Source organism: Nostoc sp., assembly GCF_036917535.1.
In the GTDB taxonomy this organism is placed as follows: Bacteria; Cyanobacteriota; Cyanobacteriia; order Cyanobacteriales; family Nostocaceae; genus Nostoc.
In genome coordinates, this window is sequence record NZ_JBALDA010000100.1 from 108,094 (window position 1) to 125,334 (window position 17,241).

At 40.5% G+C, this 17,241-nt stretch carries 8 protein-coding genes and 2 CRISPR repeat arrays; of the genes, 1 reads left to right on the forward strand and 7 read right to left on the reverse strand.

Annotation, left to right across the window (positions count from 1 at the left end; all coding sequences use genetic code 11):
* Positions 1-41: 41 nt before the first annotated feature.
* From V7K56_RS33955 to V7K56_RS33985, 7 genes are all read right to left on the reverse strand, one after another.
* Positions 42-3,182, reverse strand: a complete 3,141-nt coding sequence (locus V7K56_RS33955; protein WP_334918057.1) for a GAF domain-containing sensor histidine kinase — start codon at positions 3,180-3,182, stop codon at positions 42-44.
* Positions 3,183-3,336: 154 nt separating this feature from the next.
* Positions 3,337-3,498 (reverse strand): hypothetical protein, encoded by a 162-nt coding sequence (locus V7K56_RS33960; protein ID WP_322732972.1) that lies wholly within the window; start codon positions 3,496-3,498, stop codon positions 3,337-3,339.
* 7 nt (positions 3,499-3,505) lie between these two features.
* Positions 3,506-3,595: a cytochrome b6-f complex subunit PetN gene (gene petN / locus V7K56_RS33965; RefSeq protein ID WP_012408302.1), complete on the reverse strand. Its 90-nt coding sequence runs from the start codon at positions 3,593-3,595 to the stop codon at positions 3,506-3,508.
* 347 nt (positions 3,596-3,942) lie between these two features.
* Complete coding sequence (locus V7K56_RS33970) at positions 3,943-4,647, reverse strand: Uma2 family endonuclease (RefSeq protein ID WP_334918061.1); 705 nt, start codon at positions 4,645-4,647, stop codon at positions 3,943-3,945.
* Between the two features lie 564 nt (positions 4,648-5,211).
* The gene (locus V7K56_RS33975) at positions 5,212-8,958 is read right to left on the reverse strand and encodes a tetratricopeptide repeat protein (RefSeq protein ID WP_334918063.1); all 3,747 of its coding nucleotides are present in this window, start codon (positions 8,956-8,958) and stop codon (positions 5,212-5,214) included.
* A 142-nt stretch (positions 8,959-9,100) separates the two neighbouring features.
* Positions 9,101-10,016: a CRISPR direct-repeat array (repeat unit 35 nt; unit sequence GTTTCCATCCCCGTTAGGGGAAGTTGATGAAAAAG).
* A 453-nt stretch (positions 10,017-10,469) separates the two neighbouring features.
* Positions 10,470-11,219 carry a DUF4384 domain-containing protein gene (locus tag V7K56_RS33980; RefSeq protein ID WP_334918065.1) on the reverse strand — a complete coding sequence of 250 codons (750 nt, stop codon included), beginning with the start codon at positions 11,217-11,219 and terminating at the stop codon, positions 10,470-10,472.
* Positions 11,220-11,653: 434 nt separating this feature from the next.
* Positions 11,654-12,082, reverse strand: coding sequence for a hypothetical protein (locus V7K56_RS33985; protein WP_334918067.1), 429 nt, complete (start codon positions 12,080-12,082; stop codon positions 11,654-11,656).
* Between the two features lie 1,000 nt (positions 12,083-13,082).
* On the opposite strand from V7K56_RS33985, the gene cas1 reads away from it, so the two are divergent.
* Positions 13,083-15,089 carry a CRISPR-associated endonuclease Cas1 gene (gene cas1 / locus V7K56_RS33990; protein WP_334918069.1) on the forward strand — a complete coding sequence of 669 codons (2,007 nt, stop codon included), beginning with the start codon at positions 13,083-13,085 and terminating at the stop codon, positions 15,087-15,089.
* Between the two features lie 521 nt (positions 15,090-15,610).
* A CRISPR array of direct repeats spans positions 15,611-16,980; the repeat unit is 35 nt; unit sequence CTTTTTCATCAACTTCCCCTAACGGGGATGGAAAC.
* The last annotated feature ends 261 nt before the right edge of the window (positions 16,981-17,241 follow it).

Sequence of the window (17,241 nt, forward strand, 5' to 3'; positions counted from 1 at the left end):
TCTGACACTGCTGTGTTGGGCTTGGAGTTCTTCTAGCTAACTCACAGTTTGCTCGGAATTTGGATACAGAACTCAGAGCCATTACCAGGTTCAGAAATACACTTGATATTACCGCCATGTTTTTCCACAATAATTTGGTAGCTAATAGATAATCCCAAGCCAGTACCTTGACCTGGTTGTTTGGTGGTAAAGAAAGGTTCAAAAATGCGCGATCGCACAATCTCTGGAATCCCACAACCATTGTCAGCAATCCAAATCAGAACAGTATTCCCTTCTATAACTTCTGTACGTATACAAATTTTAGGATTTTCAATTATTTTTCCACTAGTTACTGAGTTTTCCAGTGCATCGATCGCATTGTTGAGAATATTCATAAATACCTGATTCATCTGGGCTGCATAGCAGATTACTGGAGGCAATTCACCATATTGCTTAACTACCTCAATAGCAAAAGAATTAGTTTGTGGTTGCAGTCGATGTTGTAAAATTAGCAAAGTACTATCAATACCTTCATGAAGGTCAACGAGCTTCATTCCTGCTTCGTCAAGTCGAGAAAAACTTCGTAATGACAAAATTAATTGAGAGATCCGCTCTGCCCCCATCTTCATTGAAGTCAGAATTTTGGGCAAGTCATCACTAATAAAATCTAAATCCACTGCTGCTGCTTGCTTTTGAATTTCTCCTGTTGCTTTAGGATACTGTTTCTGATAGAGGCGCAGTAATTTAAATAAATTTTCGGTATGTTCAGTAACATAAGTGATGTTGCCATAAATGAAACTAATCGGGTTATTAATTTCATGTGCTACACCAGCAACTAACTGCCCTAAGCCTGCCATTTTCTCACTTTGAATTAACTGGCTCTGAGTATGCTGTAATTCTTTAAGAGTCTGAGTCAGTTCTTCTTTTTGACATTGAGTTTGTTCGAGTAATTCCGCTTGCTGAAGTCCTACCCCTAACTGAGTACCAATCTGCATTAGCAAATCTACCTCATCTTCTTGCCAATCACGGGATTTAATATTTTGATAAGCTGCTAGTAATCCCCAAAGTTTCTCACCTTGAAAAATCGGCACAATCATATATGCCCTAGCCTCCATTCGTTCAATTAAGGCAATATAAGGAATAGAATCATCTATGCTGTAAATATCCTTAATGACCAGAGTTTTACCATTAGCAAAGTCTCCTACTTGGTTTTTTTGCAAGTAATCATCTGAGGCAGCTACGCCCGTCGTATACATCGCAGGTACAATTTTCTTTACTGGTGTCCAACCTTGAGCTAAAGACTCAGCAACAAATTCGCCACTCCAATCAGCTCGGAATCGATAGATTGTCACTCGGTCAACTTCTAATAACCGCCGGACTTCTTCTGTACTAGTAGCAAAAATGGTGTCAATATCAAGAGAGTGGCGGATTTTCTCTACGGTTGCAGCCAGGGCCTTCTCCCTTTCAGCTGCTTTCCGTTCTCGTTCGGCAGCTTGAACCAGTTTTTGGGCTTGCACCTGCATCTGTTTCAAGGATTCAGCTTGCTGTAATGCTACCCCCAATTGAACCCCAACTTGTGCCAGCAAGTTGATTTCTTCATCTTGCCAATAACGAGGCTGGGAGTTTTGATAAGCTACTAACAATCCCCAGAGTTTTTCGCCTTGAGAAATTGGTACAAAAACTTCATTACGTGCATATTTACCTGCTTGTTTTCCTTGCACAAGTACGCGTTCTGTAACTGGCTGCGGCCTAACCATTGGTGTCCAGCCATCAACGATGGAATCAGCTACAAATTCCCCACTCCAATCAGGATAAAAGCGATAAATTGCAACTCGTTCTACTTCTAATAGCCGACGAACTTCTTGAGTAGTGGTTTTAAAGATGGCTTCAATTTCAAGTGACTGACGAATTTTTTCTACTGTGTGCGCCAACGCCCTTTGCCTTTCAGCAGCTTTACTGATGTCTGCTGCTTGGATCTGCATTTGTTGGATAAATTCCGCTTGCTGTAAAGCCACACCTAGTTGGGTGCCCACTTGGGTAAGCAAGTAAACCTCATCTTTTTGCCAATCACGACCTCCAACATTTTGGTACGCTGCTAGCAAGCCCCAGAGCTTTTGACCGTGGTAAATGGCAACGATCGCATAAGCTCTTGCTTGATATATCTCTAAAATTTTAATGTAGCAGTCACTAAAGCCTGAATTGTAAATATCATTACAAATTCGGTATACTTCACTCTGAGTGAAACTGCCACCCTCTGTATCTTGTAAATAGGTATCAGCAACTGGGGGTTTAGCTAAATCTCTAGCGCTACATTCGCTGACGTTGTCTTTCAATTCCGGGCGTTGCGACTGTCTCTCTATGAGGGAAACCCAACCGTCTGCGACTGATTCAAACACGAATTCACCACTCCAATCGGGATTGAAGCGATAAATAGCCACGCGATCGGCATTTAGCAGCTGCCTAAGTTCTGCGGTGGTTGTGTGGAAAATGCTTTCCAAATCTAGGGACTGACGAATTTTCTCAACGGTAATGGCTATGGTTTTCTGCCATTGGGCTGCTTTTTCTCTGGCTTTTGCTTGTGCTAGTTCTGCTGATTGTAGTTTGACTTGTTCGAGGAAATCTGATTGCTGTAAAGCAACTGTTAGATGTTCGGCGATTAATTGCACAAACTCAATTTCTGATGCTTCCCATTGTCTAGGACCACCACACTGATGAATACACAACAATCCCCATAAATCTTTACCTTTGATCAAGGGGGCAGTTATATTGGCACGTACTTGGAATTTTTCTAGAATCTGGATGTAGCAATCACTAGCATTAACTTGATAAATATCAGCTATTGCTCTAATCCGACCTTGCTGATACAACTGGGCGAACTCCTCACTAAAGCAGTGGTCGCGCAGTTTGGCTGTTAGTGCCGAATCCCATTGTGTTGCTACATCTTCGTAGATAAATTCTCCTTCCCATGCTAAATCAGGATAAAAACGAAACACGCTAACCCGATCGCTTTTCAGAAGTTGGCGGACTTCAGTGACTGTAATTTTGAAGATAGTTTCTATGTCTAGAGACTCCCGAATACGGGCAATAACTCCAGATAAGGCTTTTTGTTGCTCATTCTGACGCAAGGAGAATGTCACGTCTGAATAAGATTCTTGCCGTTCTGAATTTAGTTGTATGGGTTGAGTAGTAGAGGAGTTTTCCATTCCCAGTGGGACTTTAAATATTGAAAGTCTTCTATTTCATGATTCCCGTTGCGATCGCAAAGGTAACAGTTATTTTTTGGGAATATCATAAAAAACATTGTAGGGACACGATAGTATCGCGTCCCTACAAAAAGATTTTTCAATCACAAGAAAATTATCGCCGCTTGGAAGTGGCGCTGCGGGTGGTGCGTTTTTCTTCATCTCGACGACGGCGATCGCGCCAATCTGCCAGGGTTAAATAACCAATACCACCAGTGACTACTACGAGCAGCACTACAGCAAATAAAGCCAAAATACTCAAGAATGGACTTTCCACAATGCCTCTACAGTCCGTTACGTCCCCACACTACCATTGCAATTGACCAAGTGAACACAACTAACAACGATACCCAACCTAGTGTCAAAATCTCCATAGTCCCACTTTTCAAATAATTACAAAAGGTTTCTAATACTTATCATACAGGCATTGGGCAGGCTGAAATTTTATTATCAAGTAAGATTATAAGTTTTGCGTGCGATGTCTACGACGGGCTGTGACGCTCCTGCGGACGCTTGAGTACTCGCTACCGCTTCTCTACGAGACGCTGCGCGTAGCTTGCTTCTCTGTAAGAGTACGCTAACGCTAACGCTACGCTATCGGTGACGCAAAAAAGACACCAAACAAATTTTCTCGATACGCTAGCATTTTAAGCAACGATAAACACTAATGTAAAAAAGTAGCGATCGCGTTTTCGTCTATGCAGTTTGAGCTAGGGGTAGTTCATAGTAAATTTGGGTCAATTCCTTGTTGTTGTAATCTGGCCAAAAGTTCTTGAAGCTGCTGCTGAGTTTGTTCTAGCTGTTGTTGCTGTTGTGCGTTTACCTCTTCTGGAGTTTGGCATCTGTTACCATCTTGCTCATACCAAAACAGCCATTCTCGTGTTCTTCCTTGATAAATACCTTGTTCTCGTCCAATCCCTAAACCAATTTCTGGCATCCAAATTTTATCGCCGAGTTGTAAAATATACTTACCTTCAACTAAGCGATAAACTTCTAAACGTTGACGCTTACGACGTAGGCGCGTTGGTGCATAAATGACATAATATAAGATGCCTAATTGAGCATAGTCTATTTTCTTTTGTTCATATTCGCCATTGTAGGTTTGAGAAACCACTTCTAAAGTTAAAATGGGCGTAATTCCTTCTTCTTCCCATAAAACGTAACTAGAACGTCCATTTTCTCCAACAAAACGTTCAACACCTAAACTCAAAAACCCATCGGGGACTATAGCAGGTTGTAATGGTGTATAGTAAATCCCCATATTGATACCGAAAAACCAGTCATCACGGTTGTGCCAAATCGAGGCTAAGATGGCTAACAATAAATTAGGAATTAATATTTGTAGTTCGTTATCCACAGGGATATCATCAGAATCTGGTAATTCCGCCGATGAAGGTAGGCAGTCCAAGGGATTGTAATTATACATAATACTTGGTGGTTGACAGTTATCAGTAAACGGTTAACTATTTTGATGAGAGCAATGCTTTTCGATATAGTTTAACCGCCTGTGTTTGATTAGTTTCACAGCTCATTTGTGCCCATTGATTTAAGGGTAACTCAGGTTGCACATAATTCACCTTCTCAAACCTCGACGCGGTTGTGGTGATGACTGCCGAGAAATAGACAAGTTAGCTTGACGTTGCTGTTTACAGCAGTTTTCATGTATTTGAACCACATCTGTTGTAGGGGCGCAAGGCCTTGCGCCCCTACCGCGTGGTCTATTTACCTGAAAATAGCTGTAATTTCTTCTTGTCTTCCTTGTCCCAGTGAAGAGAAGATGCACAAAGCCAAGCGTATTGGGTTATTGCTGAGACTGTGGCTAAGAAACAAGCTTCAGCTTAAGAGGAAGATTGATTGGGAATTTTGCTCAAGCGATCGCTTGTATATTTGTAATTGAGGTAAAAGTTGCGATTAATGACATGAAATTGTACATTTATTGTGGGGTGGGCGTCTCGCCCGCCCAAGATATGCAATTTTTATATGGAACAGCTTAGTTAACCAATGGATCTGTATTTCCCTGACAAATCCATGCTCCCCAGTAAAAGGGATGTTCTAATAGTGTGTCTTTTTCTTGACAATCAATTTTATCATTTACTGATAACTTTTTGACCGCTAAAAGTTCCTTTAGCACTTCCAGACCCAAAGCTGATTCGCGCAATTGTTTAACTGTAATTCTACGTATATAATTTTGAGCAGAATGTAATGCTTCAGACCGACTCATGCCAAACTGTAAGTAATCAAAAAAACGCTCCATCAGTAAGGCAGTTACTTTGTCAGGAACAGACCATAGGCTCATTACCAGAGTTTTTGTACCCGCCACTGCGAAAGCGCGACGCAACCCAAATACTCCTTCGCCAATTTTAATATCTCCTCTGGCAGTATCGCAGGCAGAAAGAACCGTCAATTCATTCGCCCACAAATCTAAACTGGCAATATCTTGAGCAAAAACAAAGCCTTTGCCTGCTGCTTGCGGAAGTCTCCCACCAGCAAGCCTTGTATTAGCACCCGCTAACGCCAGCCCAGAACGCAACATGGGATTTTCTACCTTGGTTGTTCCAAGACCTTCCATGTTTAATAGGTTGCGCCTCAAGGTGACTGATTGCGGTTGGGAATCGCTTTGGAATAAGCCATGAGTCGCAATTAGCATGATACTAGGACACTCGCTACTTGTCAGGCGGGTTTCTAGTGCTTCTGCGCCTAAGTATAATTTGGCATCGGGCAGTTTTTTCGCTACACTTTCCCCCAAAAACCTTGTCCCTGGAGCGCGGAACAAGCCTTTTGTAGTCAGGGTAGTAAGTAATTCTGGTATTTTTGGTGCTAGTGCATTGCCAGTTTCTTGATCTGTGGCTGCATCTGCTGTTAAATCAAAATCAGGATCGGCAATGATTAATGGTGCTGAAATAAAACCTGTTGGTCGCTGAACTTTGCTACGGAGAATTTCTCGCCCGACACCCAGATAACTGATGGTATATTCATCCATTAATAGACGTGAGCCTGTGGCATCAATCGGCAATATCTGAAACGGCACTAAGTTTAAATTACCATCGGGTGCAATAATTAGATGTCTGCAATCTTTCACTAAGTCCCGGATGGGATCGAACAGTGCTTGACTCAGTTGCATCGCATCTGTGGGATTGTATGATTTGATGTACAGCTTTGGTGCGTCACTACCTTTACCCCAAGTTAATGTCGGGTAGGTGTAGTCAGATGCTTGTAAGCGAAAGGCTTGAATCAGTTTATCGATGGATGTGCTTGCCCCTAAATCTACCATCTGCACGGCATCTGATTGTCCGGCTGTTAAAATAAATGCTAAATACCGAGCTGGATGCCATCGTGTTTCTGGATTCGCTGGAATTGTCTGAAAATCGAATATGTCAAAGCGCACAAACTCGACCAAAATGGAGTTAGGGGGTAATGCTAGTGCGATCGCCTCACAGTCGAAAGTTTGCTGTAATAGCTGAATTTCTGGAACTTGTGCCGCTAATTGTTTTTGTAAGTTGTTATGTGTGTTTTGCAGTTGTCTCAAATTATCTTGGTATGTAGCTAAGTCATCTGTTTCGGGAACTGCAAAAGTGAGATGGATGATTTGGTTGCTAAGGTCACGCAGTTGACGGAATTTTTCTGTGAGATGCGGGTAGCGACCATTGTAAAATGCTTCATTTTGAGCCGCCAGAGCCGATGCGGTTAAGGCTTTACGTTTGAGGACAAATAAAAATGCTGCCAGTTTTGCTTTGTCTGAATCAGCAAGATGGTTGCAGACTAGGGAAAGAAATAAGTCAAAGTTATTTCTGATTTTTTCTAGAAAGACCAGGCGATCGCTTTCGGAACTAAAAGCAAATATATTACGAATAATCTTATCATTGATGTTACTGGCTTCGATGCGATGAGATAAAGCTTCATCTGGGCGGTTAGTCGCAGCTAACACAGTTGCGAGATTATTTAAGCTAAATGCAACATCAGGATGTTTATCTCCCAACAGGCGTTTTCTCATCGCTAAAGTTTCTACATACTTCTGTTCTGCTTCTTCATAGCGTCCCAGCGAAAAGTATAACTGTCCCAGATTATTCAGACTATTAGCAATTTGTGGGTGTTCTTTTCCTAGTAATGACTTTCTCAGTCTCAATGTTTCTAAATGTAGTTCTTCTGCTTCTTGATAATGACCTTGAAAATCATAAATAACCGCTAAGTTATTCATCGTACTTGCTACTTGTGGGTGTTCATCACCAAAGGCACTTTTAACAATAGCTAAAGCTGATAAAAATAATTTTTCTGCTTCTTGATATTTATATTGAGCATCATATAATACCGCTAAATTATTGAGAATAGCTGCTACTAATGGATGTTGTTCTCCTAAAATATTTTTGGTGATTGCCAAAGATTCTAGATGCAGTTGTTCCGCTTCGGAATATCGTCCTTGTAATCGATAAAGAACTGCTATTTGGTTGAAAGTAAAGGCAATGTCAGGATGCTCGTTACCTAAAAGATTTTTTTGAATTTCTAGAGATGATAAATATTTTTGTTCGGCTTGGGAATAATTTCCTTGTTGTTCATAAAGTCCTGCCAGATTGTTAAAAGTATCAGCAATTACAGGATGCTCTTTTCCTAGTGAGCTTTCTAGTATTGGGAATACTTCTAAATATAGTTTTTCTGCTTCTAAATATCGCCCTTGGTATGTGTAAATTACTGCCAGGATTTTTAAGCTATTAACAATATCGAACTGTTCAGGACTGAACAGTTGTTTTCTCAAAGAATAAGCTTCCAGAGCCTTTTGTTCAGCTGATAAATAACGTCCTTGAATCAGATAAAGTTCTGCTAAATTATCCAAGCTGCTAGCAATATCAGGATGTTCATCACCTAGCAAGCGTTTTCTCATCGTCAAGGCTTCTAGATATTTTTGCTCTGATTCTATGTAACGCCCTTGTTCTTGATAAGTTCCCCCCAGATTACTAAAGGTAGATGCGATGTATGGATGTTCGTTTCCTAATATTTCCTTCCATCTGTCTAAAACAGCTAAATGCAGTTGTTCTGCTTCTAGATAACGTCCTTGAACATCGTACAATTTTGCCAAATTGTTCAGGCTAATAGTAATATCGGGATGTAACTCTTCAAATAAGCGTTTTTTCATCGCCAAGGTTTCTAAGTGCATTTTTTCTGCTTCTTTATAGCGTCCTTGTGATGTGTAAATGGATGCTAGATTAGTTAATGTTTGAGCAATATCTGCATGTTCATCATCAAACAGACGTTTTCGCATTGCTAAAACTTCTAAATGTACTTGTTCAGCTTTGAGATATTTTCCTTGTTCTCGATAAATCTCTGCCAGATTATTTAAATTAGTCGCAATTTGAAAATGTTCGGCTCCAAAAATACTTTTCCAAAGTTCGAGAGATTCTAAAAAAAAAATTTCTGCTTGTGAGTAATTTCCTTGTGAATAGTATAGTGCTGCCAGATTATTAAAAGATTGGGCAACATCAGGATGTTCTGAACCTAAGAGACTTTTTCTAATAGTTAAGGCTTGTAAATACAAGGTATTAGCTTCTAAATAACATCCTTGTATTCGATATAATTCTGCTAAATTATTCAAGCTATCACAATATTCTGAATGCTCTGTTAGCTGCTGGCTTTTGCCTAAGTTGACAGCTTGTTGGGCAATAATTATTGCTTGCTTGAAGTTTCCTTGTTCAGCAAGTTGCACAATCTGTAAATTAAGTTGAGTTAATTTTTTTATGAGTTTTTTCATCTGCTAGTTCCAGATGCTTGTATATTTTCTAGTTTTGACTTTTCATCAATTACTTATTTTATCTAAAATTGTTCATCCCTGTGAGGAGAAGTTGTTTGAAAAGCTGTTAAAACTGAATCTCTAGAAACAGTAGGGGAATTAAATTTCCATCCCCGTTAGGGGAAGTTGATGAAAAAGTCTTGGCCTCCTCAATTCCTGAAGCACGATTAGAAAGTTTCAGTTTCCATCCCCGTTAGGGGAAGTTGATGAAAAAGTTGTTTCTGTATATGCTTTCCCAAGGATGGAAAAGTGGTTTCCATCCCCGTTAGGGGAAGTTGATGAAAAAGAACTGGATATTCTGAATGGGGAACATGAGGTTCCTAATTGTTTCCATCCCCGTTAGGGGAAGTTGATGAAAAAGCATAAGGCAGAACTTGCAAAGCTGCAAAGTGCTTTAGAAGGTTTCCATCCCCGTTAGGGGAAGTTGATGAAAAAGTTTTCGCTTGTTGCCGATCCAGCTCTTCATGCAGCAATGTTTCCATCCCCGTTAGGGGAAGTTGATGAAAAAGCGCTAATTGCAAGTGCAACTAACCTTATTTCCACAGGGTTTCCATCCCCGTTAGGGGAAGTTGATGAAAAAGAACTAGAATTCTATTTGACTGGAATTGGTTTATGGCAATGTTTCCATCCCCGTTAGGGGAAGTTGATGAAAAAGAATATCTGCTGACCAATGAAACCAAATTTGCGAACTGTTTCCATCCCCGTTAGGGGAAGTTGATGAAAAAGTTTTTCGGCAAGCAGAAGACTCTCCCAAGTATATCAGTTTCCATCCCCGTTAGGGGAAGTTGATGAAAAAGAAAATTCAACGCTCTGTTTATTCAATATAACGGAGATAATGTTTCCATCCCCGTTAGGGGAAGTTGATGAAAAAGGAATAACCCTGAACCCAGTATTTCTGCAGATCTAGCGACAGTTTCCATCCCCGTTAGGGGAAGTTGATGAAAAAGAATTTGTCGTTGCAACAGGAGCTACATATACGTCCAAGTTTCCATCCCCGTTAGGGGAAGTTGATGAAAAAGGCCACTCTCCTAGAAGCCTTATTAAGATTGAGCTTGAGATAGGTCAATCTGAGGGGGTCGTTTTTCCAGATGAATAGTTGATAAACACTGTCAATAGTCTCAACTTTAACACATCTCAAATGCTTACTCAGCAAGCTATCTGAGGGGGTAAACGAAATAATAAGGGTTTCAGCCATTGTATAGACCCCCTCAGATGCTTATCATTCAATGACAAATTATAAGTTTGCCAAATGATTGAGAGTAATTGGAAACGCTGGATTTAGATTTTATTGATTTTTCATGGTTCAGCAATACTTCAGTATACATAGTATGAAAAAAAAACCATAAAAGTCAAGCTGCTTCATAATTTTTAATTACACAAAATTAAGGATTTGAAACCAGTGTAGGTGGTTTTGTCTGGGTAGCTGCAATTTCTAGTTGCACAGGTGAGTAATAAATTAGACTTTTTACTCGCTAACGTGCAGTAATCATGTAATCTGTATACCAAAGTTGATAGTCTCCGCGTTCAGTCATATATTCTAGTAACTCTATAAGATGACTTGCTTCTAGTTTCAAAACCTGATCATTCTCTTGCCGTAACCAGTCTAATGTAGGTACTTCCTTGGTAAGAACTGCGATAATTTCCTCCTTACCTGGTTCGCCTTCTATTGGGAAAGACGTTATTGGCGAACCTTCTTGAGGCACAGTTGTCTTACCTGTATTCAAGTGCGGCTGGGGAGCAAAACACGAGGGACAAAAACACCATAGTTGTCCAGATGTATCTTTTTGCAACAGTAGTAAATATCCAGGAGTCTCTAAGTTAATTTCAAAACGAATATAGCTACCTACCTGCACTGATTTTTCGTAACGACTCGGTATTTTTTGACCCCAACGTAGTGTTTCTTCTTTTACTAGGACTAGCCCCATTTGTTCAGTAGGAGCGCTTAATAATTGAAGTTGTTGCCAAAGTTTATCGAGGGGTGTGAGTTCTTGGGTTTCGGCTTCTTCACCAAATGCAGCGATATCTTGCCAGTCTAAGCCCAAGAAAACGCACATCTCTTGGAAATTTGTGCGATATATCGGTTTAGCGTTGAAGAAATTACTAACAGTTGTGTAACTTAAATTTACCTCTATACCAAAATCTGTTTGAGTTAAGTTTCTGGCTTTTAAGGCTTTTCTTGCCAGCTTCACACCTTCAGATGATGCAACCAGAGTCCGGCTCATAATAAGTAAAAAGTTAAAAGTTACAGCATTTTACATCTAAATGAAGTACATCCTTTACCCCCCTTAATCCCCCCTTGTAAAGGGGGGAAACAGGAAATCTATTTCCCGTTAATACCGGAGAACCTTGAACTAAATTACAGAACACATGCAAGTCGAACGGTGTCTTCGGACACAGTGGCACGTTAATACCGGAGAACCTTGAACTAAATTACAGATTGACCCTTGTAAAGGGGGGAAACAGGAAATCTATTTCCCTCCCCTTTCCAAGGGGAGGGTTAAAGGATGTACTTCATTAACTTGCAATCTGCTGTAAAAGGCAAAAGAAAAGAGTTTGGGAGATTTATGAGATAAAAGTTAACACATAACGATCGCGCGATCGCAGGCTGGTAGATCGTAGGGCTGGCATTGCCCACCCTACAGATACTTTTGACTGTTTAGTTGGTTGGTGCTACTGTCTTACCATTACCATTGCCATTCACACTGGCAACAATTGACGGTTGCTCAACACTAGGAATTGGCGACTCGCCTCGGAGTCCTTTGCGACGCTGATTTTTAGGAACTCCTCCTGCCATGCCGTACTCTATACTGCTTTTGCCATATCGAGTCCCAACTCCCATTAGTATGTGTTCTGCCATGTCTGCCAACTGATCCTCTATTTCCAACATTTCACGGTATAATTTATCAAGGTTGGAAAGGGCGCTGTTATAAGCATTTTCTTTAGTTCGCATCATCTCGATTAGGGTTGAAAAAGCTGGTAAGGTGAGTCCATTGCCCACATCTAAATTCGGATCAATTGAGTTGATACCAGCTGCACGACGCGTTGCTTTTTCTAACACTTGGGAAGTTCTTTTTCTTCGAGCCATAATATACACCTGGGAATGTAGTGTAGTTAACATTCTTTACCTTAAAAAACTTCCGTATAGATCAGCCAGAGAGAATTCCAGCAAATCTGCAACAGCTTTGGCTACATAGCGATAGTTTTGATGAGTGATAAGATTACTGAAATAAGAAAGCAAACCGGAGTTTGAGAAAGCAATATGTCTTTTTGCTTGCTGAATCTACTGAAATGAGAAAGCAAACCGGAGTTTGAGAAAGCAATATATTCTTTTGCTTGCTGAATCTACTGAAATGAGAAAGCAAACTGGGATTTGAGAAAGCAATATATTCTTTTGCTTGCTGAATCTACTGAAATGAGAAAGCAAACTGGGATTTGAGAAAGCAAACTGGAGTTTGAGAAAACAAACTGGAGTTTGAGAAAGCAATATTAAGTAACGCGATGTGCGACTTTTTTTATTTTTGTGAGATGGACATCTTGTCCGTCCTTTCTGCTGGAAAGCAACTCTACATTCCAAGCTATTTTGCTGATTTTCTTGTGGGATGGACATCTTGTCCATCCTTTCTGGGCAGGCAAGATGCCTACCCCACAATAGACCTCTTGCATAAATCAAAAATAAAAACCCCACCCCGCCAAAGCTACGCTTTGTCTCCCCTCCCCGCAAGCGGGGAGGGGTTGGGGGTGGGGTGTTAGGGACTTTTGCAAGAGATCTAATGAATGGAATCTGTTTTTCAAAAATCAAATATGAGTTCCATATACGAAGTCATATACAAGAGTCAATAACCCATACATGAACTCATATATGGCACTGCAACAATTAAGTTAAAGGTAGTTAAAGGTAAGCTGTTGGTCATCTAATTTGCACATTAACCATAAATAAAACTCTTGTGGGGTGGGCATCTTGCCCGCCATAGTCATGCAAATTAAAAACATCTTAGCTTACTTACTGCAAAGAATTCGACACCTTTTAAATACCCAGAATCAAGCTTGGATTCTTTCTTTTACCTTTTTACTTTTTACTTGTCATTATGTTCACTAAAGAACATCTCCATTTCGCATGGCTACAAGTCCGTGCGGGAAGTAAAACTGCGGGTATTGATGGTATTTCTGTTGACTTATTCGAGTCAATGGCTACTGAGCAATTACAGAAGCTCGAATATCAACTCCACCACGAAACTTACACTGCAAGCCCCGCCAAAGGATTTTACATACCCAAGAAAAACGGCAGTAAGCGGTTAATTGGTGTCCCTACTGTGCGGGATAGAATTATCCAGCGTTTACTACTCGATGAATTGTATTTTCCCTTAGAAGATACGTTTCTTGATTGCAGCTACGCCTATCGTCCTGGACACAGTATTCACCAAGCAGTACAACATTTATATGGATACTATCAGTATCAACCAAAATGGATTATCAAAGCCGATATCGCCGATTTTTTTGACAATCTTTGTTGGGCATTGTTGTTAACTGCATTGGAGGAATTATCACTCGAACCGAGTCTAATGCAATTACTGCAAGGACAACTGAAATCAGGAATTATCGTCGCTGGACAATATCGTAACTTTGGCAAAGGAGTATTACAAGGTGGGGGACTTTCTGGTGCTTTAGCAAATTTATACCTGACTAATTTTGATCGAAAATGTCTCAGTCAAGGTATTAATTTGGTGCGGTACGGGGATGATTTTGTTATTGCCTGTAAGAGTTGGCAAGAAGCAAACCGTATCCTTGACAAAATTACTGCTTGGTTAGGAGAAGTCTATTTAACTCTACAACCAGAGAAGACACAGATTTTTACTCCTAATGATGAGTTTACTTTCTTGGGTTATCGCTTTGCTGATGGTGAAGTTTATGCACCACCGCCACCCAAACCTGTACTCGCTGGTGAATGGGTAATTAATGATTCGGGTACACCTTATTTTCGCACGAAACCAAGACCAGCGAAACCAGTTTCTCGTCCTCCTAAAGCTTGCAGTATTGACAAGCCGATCAATTTTCCGAGAGCATCAATTTCTCATTATTGGCAGGAAACCATGACTACTTTATATATAACCGACCAAGGTGCTTATTTGAGCGTCAAAAATCAACAATTTCAAGTTTATTATCAAGGTGAATTACGGATTAAAGTTCCAGTTAGTCGAGTCAGCAATGTTGTGTTATTTGGTTGTTGTAATGTATCACATGGTGCGGTGAGTATGGCGTTGCGGCGACGGATTCCGATTATGTATTTGTCGCAGAAGGGCAGGTATTTTGGCAGGTTGCAAGTAGAAGGTGATGCTAAGGTTGAATATTTGATGTTACAGGTTGAGCGTTGTCAAAATCCAGAGTTTACCAGAAAGCAGGCAGAGGCGATTGTGTGGGCGAAATTACATAATTCCCGTGCATTACTTTTAAAATTAAACCGTCGCCATCCCTCGAAAGTTGCCGCAACAGCAATCAGTGCGATCGCAGAATTGATGGAGAAGTTAACTTTGGCTGAAAATATGGACTCGCTGCGGGGATATGAAGGAAAGGCAGCGACTTTATACTTTCAAGCTTTGGGTTCTCTATTTACAGGAGTGTTTGTCTTTGAGAAACGTACCAAGCGTCCACCAACAGATCCAGTGAATAGCTTGTTAAGTTTGGGATATACATTATTAAGTCAAAATGTATTCTCTTTTGTGCAAGTAATTGGATTACACACGCACTTTGGCAACCTTCACGTTCCCCGTGATAATCACCCAGCCTTAGTCAGTGATTTAATGGAAGAATTTCGCGCCCAACTGGTTGATTCCCTTGTAGCTTATTTAATTAATTCCAAGATTTTCACATCTGAAGATTTTACTTCTCCAGATGAAAAAGGTGGCGTATATCTTCAACCTCACGCATTAAAAAAATTTCTCAAACATTGGGAGGAGAAATTGCAGTTTGAGGTAATGCATCCTCATACAGGATATCAAGTCAGCTTTCGCCGTTGTTTGGAATTACAGGTAAGAGAATACATTGCTTCTTTGATGGGAGAAGTGGAGTTATACCGACCGATGATTTGGAAACTTTAAAAGGGACTGGGGACTTGTACTGAGCAGTTCGACAGGCTCACTGTGACACCTTGCCGTTTGCGCCGCGTCTCGTAGAGAAGTATTGGAGATTGGGTAAAGAATGAAAACTCCACGCCACTTGTGGTATAGAGTTTCTCGTCGCTTTCAATGAAAAAATTAGGTGGAGTAATTTTATACTTTATACTTCACCTTGACTTTTTTAGTAGATTTCCATACACTTGTGATTAACTCTACTGAACCATGAAAAATTAATAAAGTTAAAACTTAGCGTTTCCAACTACTCTCAATCATTTGGCAAACTTATAAATTCGTCATTGATTGATAAGCATCTGAGGGGGTCAGGCAATGGCTGAAACCCTTATTCTATCGTTGCCCCCCTCAGATAGCTTGCTGAGTAAGGCTTTGAGGCGTGTGAGAATCGATTTTATTGGCGGAATTTATCAACTATTCTCCGGTAAAAATGACCCCCTCAGATTGACCCCTCTCAAGCTCAGTAATAATAAGGCTTATAAGAGAGTGGCCTTTTTCATCAACTTCCCCTAACGGGGATGGAAACGTTTACTTTGATTTTGAATCTCGGTTTCAACAGCAGGGCTTTTTCATCAACTTCCCCTAACGGGGATGGAAACTCCCAATTCCCAGGATGGGAAGGATAATCACTAAAACAATCATCTTTTTCATCAACTTCCCCTAACGGGGATGGAAACTTTAAGACATACTTTTTTCCATAATGAGGAGCAAAACTTTTTCATCAACTTCCCCTAACGGGGATGGAAACTGTAAAACTCAAATTCGAAACCCTCTGTTTCGCAATTCTTTTTCATCAACTTCCCCTAACGGGGATGGAAACGTTAGGGACGACGGATCCTTAATATTGGAAGGACGATTCTTTTTCATCAACTTCCCCTAACGGGGATGGAAACAACGGTTCCTGCGACAATTCCGCTTACAAACCCTAAAAGCTTTTTCATCAACTTCCCCTAACGGGGATGGAAACAATGGGTCTTGAAATGCAATAGCTGCATTCCCGGTAGGGCTTTTTCATCAACTTCCCCTAACGGGGATGGAAACAGCCTCAGATTGAGACTTCCTAGTAAAATATGACTCAAAGGCTTTTTCATCAACTTCCCCTAACGGGGATGGAAACCTTTCGTGGACTGTGCCATTTGACTCTACAAGATTTATTTCTTTTTCATCAACTTCCCCTAACGGGGATGGAAACTGTAATTTTTCCATTATTAAATTGGACTCTATTAAGCTTTTTCATCAACTTCCCCTAACGGGGATGGAAACTTCAATGGATTTGAAGCTCATGCCGTTTTCAGTTAAAACTTTTTCATCAACTTCCCCTAACGGGGATGGAAACGTATAGACTCCCTATCCCTGTAGCGTTATCGAAAAACGAACAGCTTTTTCATCAACTTCCCCTAACGGGGATGGAAACGTGGACTTAATCCCTCGTCAGAATTTGCATCATTTGTTACTCTTTTTCATCAACTTCCCCTAACGGGGATGGAAACATTGCGCTCCCGAAAAATGCAGGGGACGCATGTAATAGTCTTTTTCATCAACTTCCCCTAACGGGGATGGAAACAAGTAATTATCAATAGCATCTTTTAAGACACCATACAAATTGCTTTTTCATCAACTTCCCCTAACGGGGATGGAAACACCTCTTTAGAAGCAGCACAGCCAATTAGCGTAAACATATACTTTTTCATCAACTTCCCCTAACGGGGATGGAAACGGTGTTACACCAGCGGTGCAGAAACATGGATCTTTCTTTTTCATCAACTTCCCCTAACGGGGATGGAAACAACTGGTTGACCTTCTTGGATTTGGTAAACGCGATAGTTCTTTTTCATCAACTTCCCCTAACGGAGATGGAAAAATTGAGATGTAAATGCGATCGCATTTATTAGTACTGATAAAGTATTAGCACTGTGTTTTTTTAGTGTCGTTGAATTGCTGTGGAAACTTGATGTCAAGTGCGATCGCATTTACTAATGGTGATAAAGTATCAGCGCTGTGTTTTTTTAGTGTCGTTGAATTGCTGTGGAAACTTGATGTCAAGTGCGATCGCATTTACTAATGGTGATAAAGTATCAGCGCTGTGTTTTTTTAGTGTCGTTGAATTGCTGTGGAAACTTGA